The sequence below is a fragment of the Arthrobacter sp. Y3225116 genome (genome assembly GCF_059091245.1).
Genome location: NZ_JBNHGL010000102.1, coordinates 1 through 9,879, shown reverse-complemented (window position 1 = coordinate 9,879; position 9,879 = coordinate 1). Strand labels below are relative to the sequence as shown.

The following is a 9,879-nucleotide window of genomic DNA, read 5'->3' as shown; positions in this document are numbered from 1 at the left end:
GTGCGGGCCCGGGCCTGGACGTATTCCAGCGTGATGGTCCCGGCGCCGGGAACAACGCGGGCCTCGTAGCCGGCCAGGACCTCGGGCGGCAGGTCGGCGCCTTTGCGGGCGATGGCGGTGGCCCGGGCCAGGTCGAGGTCGCCGTTGTCGAGGGCCGCGAGGGTGGCGGGCAGGCAGGTGGCGATCTGGTGTGCGTCGGCCAGTTCCGCGGCAGCGCATTGGCGGGGAAGGGCCAGGATGGGTGCCAGCTCGTGCGCGGCGTGCCGGCAGATCCCGTCCGGCGCCCCGGCGTCGGGCCCGGAGGCCGGGCGGAGTACCGCTAGGCGGTGCACGGCCCGCAGCCTGCGGGACTGGGTCCAGGCCTCGTGCTTGCGCACCGCCTGGAGGTAGTCGAGGGTCGACCAGTCGTCCAAGGCCGCGGGGTCGGTGCCGGCGAGCAGGCCGGCCAGTTCCGCCGGTCCCAGCTCCTGCCAATCGTCCGCCCACCCCCGCCGCACCGGTACCGGCTCGGCGAAACCATCCTCGGGCGCGGAACCATCGTCGGGCGCGGCAGGGGTGCCGGAGTGATCCTCCGGCTCCTGTGCCTCGTCGAACGGTTCCGCTGCCATGCTTCAACGCTACGCAGCCCACACCCGGGGTAGAACGGGTCTTCGAGGAAAGTGCATAACCTGCCCACGACACCTGCCTGTGGAGGACAACTCATCAGGCGGACGGCTGAACGCGGAACCGTCCATGCCGGTGCAGGACCAGTCGGGAGGCGAACGATTCGACGCAAAGCCATCACCTGCCGGGGGAGGACGGGGTCCCCTGCATAGTGTCCTGATGTGGACAGCTCAGGATACGGCGTAGCGGGACTTCCATGGGCAGCCTGCGCCGCCGGAAAAGCGTCCCTGCCAGCAGCGGGACCCCGCCCCTACAACAGCAGGAGCCCGCCCCAAAGGGACGGGCTCCTCATGGCTCATGGCCTCCGCCGGCACTCCTGCCGACCGGCAAGCCCTAGAGGTTGCCGGTGGCGATGCGCAGCATGCGGCGCAACGGTTCCGCCGCGCCCCACAGGAGCTGGTCGCCCACGGTGAAGGCGCTGATGTACTCGGGACCCATCTCCAGCTTGCGGATACGGCCTACCGGGATCTCGAGCGTGCCGCTGGCCGCCACCGGCGTCAGGTGCTCCATGGTGGCTTCCTTGGTGTTGGGAACCACGCGGGACCACTCGTTGTCGGCGTCGATGATCCGCTCGATTTCGGCCACCGGCAGGTCCTCGGTGAGCTTCAACGTCAGGGCCTGCGAGTGCGACCGCATGGCACCGATGCGGACGCACAGCCCGTCGAACGGGATCCGCTTGTCGTCGCTCAAGCCCAGGATCTTGTTGGTCTCGGCGGGGGCTTTCCATTCTTCCTTGGACTGTCCGTTGCCCAGGTCCTTGTCGATCCACGGGATAACGGAACCGGCCAGCGGCACGCCGAACTGGGAGGCATCCAGTTCGGGGCTGCGCTGCTGGGCCAAGATCTTGCGGTCGATCTCCAAGATGGCAGAAGCGGGCTGCGCCAGCTCGTCGGCCACCGCGGCGTTCAGCGTACCGAACTGGTTTAGCAGTTCGCGCATGTGCCGGGCGCCGCCGCCGGAGGCCGCCTGGTAGGTCATGGACGTGCCCCACTCGACGAGGCCGTTCTTGAACAGCCCGCCCAGGCCCATGAGCATGCAGGAGACGGTGCAGTTGCCGCCGATGAATTCCTTCACGCCCCGCGCCAGGCCGGCGTCGATCACGTCGCGGTTCACCGGGTCCAGCACAATGATGGAGCTGTCCTGCATCCGCAGCGTGGACGCCGCGTCGATCCACAGGCCGTCCCAGCCGGCGTCGCGCAGCTTCGGGTACACCTCGGCGGTGTAGTCGCCGCCCTGCGCCGTCAGGATGATCGGCAGCTTTGCCAGCGTCTCGATGTCGTATGCGTCCTGCAGCTTGCCCGCACCCGCGGCGAAGGACGGGGCGTCGCCGCCAGCGTTCGACGTGGAGAAAAACACGGGGTTGATGAGGTCGAAGTCGCCTTCATCCTGCATGCGCTGCATGAGGACGGAGCCGACCATGCCGCGCCAACCGATCAGGCCGACGGACTGGGCAGATGAAGTGGCTGCAGGGGAAGTCATGCATTCCATTTTACCGGCCGGGTCAATTTGGGCGCTGTGAGCTACGCAGCACCGGCGGAAAAGGATGCATCACACGTACGACGACGGTGCCCACCGTGCGGCGTGACCCTCGCCGGGCATGCCCAAGCCGGGCCTTATTCGGCCGGGCCCACTTCCGGGCCGCGGACCCAGAGCGAGATGCGGTAGCGGGTGCCGTTGGCCGCAGTGTGCCAGTCCTCGGTGGGGGTGGCGCCCTCGAACGTCCACTCGGGGCCGAGCTGCGGCGCGAAGGTGTCGCCGTCCGTCTCCATGTCGATGACCGTCACCGAGGCCGCGTTCGCGTGCTGCCGGGCGAGGTTGAAGATCTCGCCGCCGCCCAGGATCCAGATTTGGTCGCCGCCCGGGCTAGCCGCCGCCTCCGCCAGCGCGTCCTCGATGGTTTCGACGACGACGGCGCCCGCCGCGGCCAGCTGCCCGCGCAGTTCCGGCCGCCGGCTGACCACGATGTTGGTGCGCCCCGGCAGCGGCCGGTACTTGTCGGGGAAGGACTCCCAGGTCTTGCGCCCCATGATCACCGGGTGGTTCAGCGTGGTCCGCTTGAAGTGTGCCAGGTCCTCCGGCAGGTGCCAGGGCATGCCGCCGTCGCGCCCGATCACGCCGTTGCTGGTCTGGGCCCAGATCATGCCGACCACCGGAGCGGAGGGAGCCCCGGACCGTCCGGCCCCGAGCACGGCGTCGGCGACGTTGTCCGGGTACGGGCGCGCGGCCAGGTGGTCGGCGCTCATACGGCCACCGGTGCCTTAATGGCCGGGTGGTGCTGGTAGCCGGCCACCTCGAAGTCCTCCAGCGAGTAGTCGAAAATGGTCTCCGGCTTCCGCAGGATGTTGAGCGTGGGGTAGGGGTAGGGCTCGCGCGACAACTGCTCGCGGACCTGGTCCACGTGGTCGTCGTAGACGTGCACGTCGCCGCCGGTCCACACGAAGTCGCCCGGCTCCAGGCCCACCTGCTGGGCCAGCATCAGGGTGAGCAGCGCGTAGGAGGCGATGTTGAAGGGCACGCCCAGGAACATGTCGGCGCTGCGCTGGTACAGCTGGCAGGACAGCCTGCCGTCCGCCACGTAGAACTGGAAGAACGCGTGGCACGGCGGCAAGGCCATGTTCTTGATCTCGGCCACGTTCCACGCGGAGACGATGTGCCGGCGCGAGTCCGGATTGTTCTTCAGGTCCTCGACCAGCTGGGCGATCTGGTCGATGTGTCCGCCGTCGGGCGTGGGCCAGGACCGCCACTGCACCCCGTAGACCGGGCCGAGCTCGCCGTCGGCGTCCGCCCATTCGTTCCAGATCTTGACCCCGCGTTCCTGCAGCCATTTCACGTTGGAGTCGCCGCGGAGGAACCACAGCAGCTCCAGCGCCAGGGACTTGAAGTGCACGCGCTTGGTGGTGATCAGCGGGAAACCCTGGGCCAGGTCGTAACGGAGCTGGCGGCCGAAGACGCTGCGGGTGCCGGTGCCGGTGCGGTCGGATTTGGCCGTGCCGTTGGCCATGACGTCGCGCAGCAGGTCCTCGTACGGGGTGGGAATCGCGTTCACAGCGTCCAGTGTAGTTGAGGGGTGCTGCGGCGGCTGCCGACGGATGGCAGGCTCACGGTGCGTCCGGTGCCAGCCCGCGCGGGCGCCGCAGCTGGCCGCGCACCAGGTTCAGGACCGTCTCATCGTCCAGTCCCGCGTCCCGGGCAGCGCGCACCAAATGTACGACGGCGAGGCCCACCTCGGCGGAACCCGCTGCGATTTGGTGCCTGGCGGCTGCCGTGTCAGCCACGGTAGTGCCATGACGCCGGCGGCTGACGAGCAGGCCCGCGGCCTCAAGCTCCTTGTACGCACGGGCCACGGTGCCGGCGGCCACACCCAGGTCTGCGGCCAGGCTGCGCACCGGGGGCAGGCGTTGTCCGGCAACCAACGTGCCGACGGCGATGAGCGAGGCAACCTGGCTGCGGATCTGTTCGTACGGCGGAGTCGGTGCCGCCAGGTCCACCCGGATCTGGGTGCTCACGGTGTGCGGTCCTGGTGGACGGCGGACTCGTCGCGGTCCCGGCCGAGGCCGGGAGGCCCGCCGACGGCGTTGCCGGAGTGCTGCGTGACGGGGTGGCCGATATAGCTGGCCATCGAACGGCGCGGTCGCGATGCTCCCGGTAGAAGCGCCAGCACGATGGCGGCCAGGTAGAGCACGGCCGTGGTGATGCGGAGCGCCGTATGCAGGCCGGGAGAAAGCTGGTGGAGGTAGAACGAGATGCCGCCGTCCAGGAACCAGCCCCAGGCCGCCGGATGTGCGTTGAGCAGTTGGGCGGTCAGGGCGAACAGTCCGGCGGCGGTCATCCGCGCAACGCGGAAGCCGGATACGCAGCGGAGCAAGTTGTCCGCTTCCGGGGTTGCCTCGAATAGCCGGGGACGGCGGTGCACCAACAGGACGGCCGCTGCGCCGAGCAAGAGCAGGGCAAGACCGGCCACGGCGAAGGCCGCCAGCAGGTCGGGCTGTCGGCCCGGGGCGGCGGCATTGAAGCCGATGGCGACGGCCAGCAGCACCGCGCCGGCGGCAACGGCGGCAAGGAGCGGGCGCGGAACCAGCCGGGCCGCAGGCACCATTCGGTCGTAAGAGGGCGAGCCGGACGTGGCTTGCCCGGACGATCTGGTGTGGCCGCGCCAGAGCCGAACTTCCCCGGCTGCGACACCGGCCAAAAACACGGCCACCGGCACGGCAAACGCCAGAGGCAGCAATAATAAGGGCGAAGCAGGGAAGAGGGGGTTCCCGTCGTCGGAGACGGTGGCCGGCTGGACCGCGAAACCGGCCCACCCACCGACAGCAACCAGTGCAACTGCGGTGAAGACCATCGCGACAGTATGCGTGGACCCCGTGATCTCCTGCCCCGCGGCGTAGCTGCCGCGGTAGATGACCGGACGGCCCGGAGTGCCGTCGGGGGCCAGCAGGGGAGGGCGCCACAGGGCCATGGCGATCATCAGCGTGACCGTGAGCCAGCCTGCCAGCTGCTGGGCGGGTTCCCAGCCGGTGGCCGGTGCCGGTCCGTCGAGGATGAGGGCCGGCGCCTGGTGATTGGCGAAGCTGACTGCCATGGTGCCGAGCGAGGCGAAGAGCAAGGTGGCCGTGCGGAACAATCGATTGATGAGGATGCACCGCAAGATGTCGTTGTCCCCGCGGTTGAGCGAGTCCACGGAGCGTCTGCACACGATGACCGCCGTCGCTGTGGCGACGCCGGCCGCGAGCGTCAGGATGCCGATCAGCAGGATCGGCGCAAAGTAGCTGCCGGGCTGGCGGCCGTCGTGCTCGCCGGAGACCTCAACACCGGCGACGGATTGGGAACCGCTGAATCCTTCGATGCCCGGCAACTCCCGGACGGCGATCGCCGCGATCACGGCCAGCACGGCCGCCGCAATCATGACTGAGAGCAGCGCCGAGGGGATGTAGTCGCGGATGCGCCGGATAGTGATGTCGGCGCGGCGGACCCTGCCGCGGGGCTTGGGCCAGGTGTATTGGCCGATGATGTAGATTCCGGCCAAGCTGATCAGCGGCACCAGGACGGTCAGCAGGTCCGCCAGCCAGGAAGGCGCCGGTGTATGTCCGGCGTAGTAGGCGGCCGGAATGTCGCCGACCTTCGAGGCCGCAGACAGCCCGCTGGCGAAGAACGCGATGAGGGCCGTCCAGAACGCATGCATCCGGGCGGCGTCACGGGTGGTGTCGGGCGCGGCGTCGCTGCGGCCCGCGATGATCCGCAGCACGCCGTAGATGATGACGGCGCCGAACAGCAGGCCGGTGATGGTGCTGGTCAGTAGGTCCACGATCCCCCTCGTGCTGTATCAATGGCTCAAGTATTTGATACAAAGCGGCCACGGGTCAAGGGTGGGGGTTGCCGGGCGGCACGAGCACTCGTCAGGTGCCGCTAGTCGTCGTAGGCGTCGAGGATTTCGAGCGCGACGATCCGCCCGCCCCGGTGCTTGGCGATGTGGCAGACCAGCACGGCTCCCGGCCGCAGGTAGGGATCGTCCGTGGGCAGCTGCGCGGCGAGTTCGGGATCCATCCGGTCCGCCAGCACCTGAAACAGGTTCGGCAGCACCGGCCGGTGGCTGCAGACGGCGGTGGGCTTGCCCTTGTCGAGCATCTGGATGAGGGCGGCCCGGGCCTTCTTCGGGTTGCGCTCGTTGTTGTGCTCGGTGATGGCCTCGACGGTCCGCAGCTTGGTCTGGGTGTGCAGCACGTACGGGGTGACGGTCTGGACGCAGCGCAGCCAGGGGCTCGAGACGATCCGCTTGGGTTTCCAGGCGGACAGCATCCGGCACACCGCCAGCGCCTGCCGCCGCCCCGTGGCCACCAGCGGGCGCTCGCCCTCGGCCTGCGACCACGCGGACCGCGGTTTGGCCTTGGCATGGCGGACGACGACGAACGGATAGGTATCGAGTTCGTTCCGCTGATGCGCGGCCTCCAACGCGTCCAGCGGTTCCACGTCCGAACGGTTGGTCAAAAGTTCACGGGCCGTGGCGGGCGGACACCACAGCACGCGGTCCACCTCCTCGCCGTCGGGCACGGGGTCCTGTTTTTCCAGCTTGGCGGCCCAGTACACCACCTGCTTGAGTCCGGCGTTGACCCGGTAGCGGATGGTGGGCAGCGGGATGCCCAGCCGCACCTGCACGCCGATTTCCTCGTGGACCTCGCGGACCGCGCACTCGGGGGTGGTTTCGCCCCGGTCCAGCTTGCCCTTGGGCCAGGACCAGTCGTCGTAGCGCGGCCGGTGGATCAGCAGCACTTCCAGCCGGCCCTGGCGGACGCGCCAGCACAAAGCCCCGGCGGCGGTGATCCTGACGCCCGGGGGAGCGCCGGCGTCGCTGGTCTTGCTCTGCGTCATCAGCGGCGGGTGACGGTGCGCTGGCGGGAGCGGGAGGCGAGCAGCCAGGACTGGATATCCGAGAGCGGGTTGCCGTCGTCGTCCTTGTGGTGCCTGGTCCACGCGCCGTCGCTGTCCAGGTGCCAGCTGGCGGTGCCGGGGTCCACGTAGCGGTCCATCACGGCCAGCAGGTCGTTGATGTCCTCGCGGGAGTTCAGTTGCACCAGCGTCTCCACGCGGCGGTCGAGGTTGCGGTGCATCATGTCGGCGGAACCGATGTAAACCACCGGTTCGCCGCCGTTGGCGAAGCCGAACACGCGCGAATGCTCCAGGAAGCGGCCGAGGACGGAACGGACCCGGATGTTTTCGCTCAGCCCCGGGACGCCCGGCCGCACCGCGCAGATCCCGCGGACAATCACGTCCACCCGCACGCCGGCCTGCGAGGCGCGGTAGAGCGAGTCGATGACGGCCTCGTCCACCATCGAGTTCACCTTAATCACCACGCGGGCGGCTCGGCCGGCCTTGCTGTTGGCGATCTCCTTCTCGATGCGGTCGATCAGGCCGGAGCGCACCGACCGGGGTGCAACCAGCAGCCGCTTGAACGTGGACTTCGGGGCGTAGCCGGAGAGCTGGTTGAACAGCTTGGACAGGTCCTCGCCCACCTGGTAGTTCGCCGTCAGCAGGCCCAGGTCCTCGTAGTAGCGGGCGGTGCGCGGGTGGTAGTTGCCTGTGCCGATGTGGCAGTAGCGGCGCAGCCCGTCGCCTTCCTGGCGGACCACGAGCGAGAGCTTACAGTGCGTCTTCAGGCCCACGATGCCGTAGACCACGTGGACGCCGGCCTGTTCCAGTTTCCGCGCCCAGTCGATGTTGGCCTGCTCGTCGAACCGGGCCTTGATCTCCACCAGCGCCAGCACCTGCTTGCCGGCCTCGGCGGCGTCGATCAGCGCGTCCACGATCGGCGAATCGCCCGAGGTCCGGTACAGCGTCTGCTTGATCGCCTGCACCTTCGGGTCGGCGGCGGCCTGCTCCAAAAAGGCCTGCACGGAGGTGGAGAACGAGTCGTACGGGTGGTGCAGCAGGATGTCGCGCCGGCGCATGGCCGCGAAGACGTTCGCCGCCTTGGACGTTTCGCTTTCGTTCAGGTGGCGGCTGGTGTGCGCCAGCTGCTTCGGATACTTCATGTCCGGCCGGTCGATCTGGTAGATCGCCTCCAGCCCGCGCAGGTCCAGCGGCGCGGGCAGCGCGTACACCTCGGATTCCTCGACGCCGAGTTCGCGCACCAGCAGTTCGCGCACGCTGGGGTTGATGTCCGTGGCCACTTCCAGCCGCACGGGCGGCCCGAACCGGCGGCGCAGCAGTTCCTTTTCCAGCGCCTGAAGCAGGTTCTCGGCGTCGTCCTCTTCGACTTCCAGGTCCTCGTTGCGGGTCACACGGAAGGTGTGGTGCTCCAGCACTTCCATGCCCTGGAAGAGCAGGTCCAGGTGCTGGGCGATGACGTCTTCCAGGGTGATGAACCGGGCCGTGCGGCCGGGGATCGAGCCGGCGCGGGGGCCGTCGACGGGGATCAGCCGCGAGAGCTGGTCCGGGACCTTGAGGCGGGCAAAGAGTTCCTTCTCGCTCACCGGGTTGCGCACGATCACGGCCAGGTTCAGCGAGAGCCCCGAGATGTAGGGGAAGGGGTGGGCCGGGTCCACGGCCAGCGGCGTCAGGATCGGGAACACCCGCTCCCGGAACATCACGGACAGTTCGGTCCGCGCCGCCTCGTCCAGTTCGTCCCAGCGCACGATGTGGATGTGTTCGTAGGCCAGCGCCGGGCGGATCTGCTCGGCGAAGATCCGGGCGTGGCGCTGCTGCAGCTTGTGCGCGGCGACCTTGATTTGTTCGAGCTGCTCGATCGGGGAGAGCCCGGCGGCGGACGGCACGGCCAGCCCGGTGGCGATCCGGCGCTTCAGGCCCGCCACCCGGACCATGAAGAATTCGTCCAGGTTGGAGGCGAAGATGGAGAGGAAGTTCAGCCGCTCCAGCAGGTAGAGGTCTTCGTCCTCGGCCAGTTCCAAGACCCGTGCGTTGAAGTCCAGCCAGCTGATTTCCCGGTCCAGGAAGCGTTCCAGCGTGAAGTCCCCGTCGGGCGCCAGCGAGGGCGCGAACTCGGGAATGTCGATGCGGTCCTGGGTGGCGCGGGCAGGGACCATTTCCGAGGAACCCAGCCGGGGAATGGCTGCGGTTTCGGGTTCGATGACCATGCTCTCTCCTGGGGCGTTGGGGCGGGCCGGACTCACCTCATCGTAGAGGCGTCCGGTAGCTATAAGGTTACCGACTGTTGCCCGCCGGCCTGCTCCCGCGGTGCGTACATCACATCCGCATCCCAGCGGGTGAAACCCAACTTGCGGTAAAGCCCGACGGCGGGCTCGTTGTCCGCGTCGACGTAGAGCATGATGGCGTGCTCGCCGGCGTCCTGCAGGTGCTTGATGCCGGCGATGGTCAGCGCCTTGCCCAGCCCGGTGCCCTGCGCCTGCGGCGTGACGCCCACGACGTACACTTCGCCGATGGACGGGTGGCTGCCGGAGCGCGGGTGGACCTTGGTCCAGTGGAACCCCACCAGGCCGCCGCCGTCCTCGCGCTCGGCCAGCAGGAAGCCGGCCGGGTCGAACCAGTCCTCGGCCATCCGCGCCTTCAGGTCGGAGAGCGTCATCGCGCCCTGCTCGGGGTGGTCGGCGAAGGCCGCGGCGTTGGCGGCCAGCCACGCCTCCTCGTCCCTGCCGGGCACGAAGGAACGGATGGCCACGCCGGGCGGCAAGTCGGCGGCGGGCAATCCGGTCGGGTGGGTCAGGCGCATCCGCCACAGCTCCCGGACCGGGGCGAAACCGAAGC

At 68.9% G+C, this 9,879-nt stretch carries 8 protein-coding genes and 1 pseudogene; all 9 read right to left on the bottom strand.

The window, feature by feature from the left end; translation table 11 throughout:
* Window positions 1-608 (bottom strand): annotated as a pseudogene (locus AC5RV2_RS10700) (hypothetical protein); the annotation flags it as partial.
* A gap of 388 nt (window positions 609-996) precedes the next feature.
* Window positions 997-2,142: an aspartate-semialdehyde dehydrogenase gene (gene asd / locus AC5RV2_RS10695; protein WP_494064767.1), complete on the bottom strand. Its 1,146-nt coding sequence runs from the start codon at window positions 2,140-2,142 to the stop codon at window positions 997-999.
* Window positions 2,143-2,276: 134 nt separating this feature from the next.
* Window positions 2,277-2,804 (bottom strand): dihydrofolate reductase, encoded by a 528-nt coding sequence (locus AC5RV2_RS10690; protein WP_494092310.1) that lies wholly within the window; start codon window positions 2,802-2,804, stop codon window positions 2,277-2,279.
* 98 nt (window positions 2,805-2,902) lie between these two features.
* Entirely contained in the window at window positions 2,903-3,664 is a 762-nt protein-coding gene (locus tag AC5RV2_RS10685; RefSeq protein ID WP_494092309.1) for a thymidylate synthase, read from the bottom strand.
* A gap of 97 nt (window positions 3,665-3,761) precedes the next feature.
* The gene (locus AC5RV2_RS10680; protein WP_494092308.1) at window positions 3,762-4,169 is read right to left on the bottom strand and encodes a GntR family transcriptional regulator; all 408 of its coding nucleotides are present in this window, start codon (window positions 4,167-4,169) and stop codon (window positions 3,762-3,764) included.
* Window positions 4,166-5,968: a hypothetical protein gene (locus AC5RV2_RS10675; protein WP_494092307.1), complete on the bottom strand. Its 1,803-nt coding sequence runs from the start codon at window positions 5,966-5,968 to the stop codon at window positions 4,166-4,168. The genes AC5RV2_RS10680 and AC5RV2_RS10675 overlap by 4 nt, the downstream gene beginning before the upstream one ends.
* Window positions 5,969-6,069: 101 nt before the next feature.
* Window positions 6,070-7,029 carry an NUDIX hydrolase gene (locus AC5RV2_RS10670; RefSeq protein WP_494064763.1) on the bottom strand — a complete coding sequence of 320 codons (960 nt, stop codon included), beginning with the start codon at window positions 7,027-7,029 and terminating at the stop codon, window positions 6,070-6,072.
* Window positions 7,029-9,251, bottom strand: a complete 2,223-nt coding sequence (locus AC5RV2_RS10665; RefSeq protein WP_494092306.1) for an RNA degradosome polyphosphate kinase — start codon at window positions 9,249-9,251, stop codon at window positions 7,029-7,031. The genes AC5RV2_RS10670 and AC5RV2_RS10665 overlap by 1 nt, the downstream gene beginning before the upstream one ends.
* Window positions 9,252-9,310: 59 nt before the next feature.
* On the bottom strand, window positions 9,311-9,879 hold a 569-nt coding region (gene mshD, locus AC5RV2_RS10660; protein ID WP_494092305.1), incomplete at its 5' end, for a mycothiol synthase.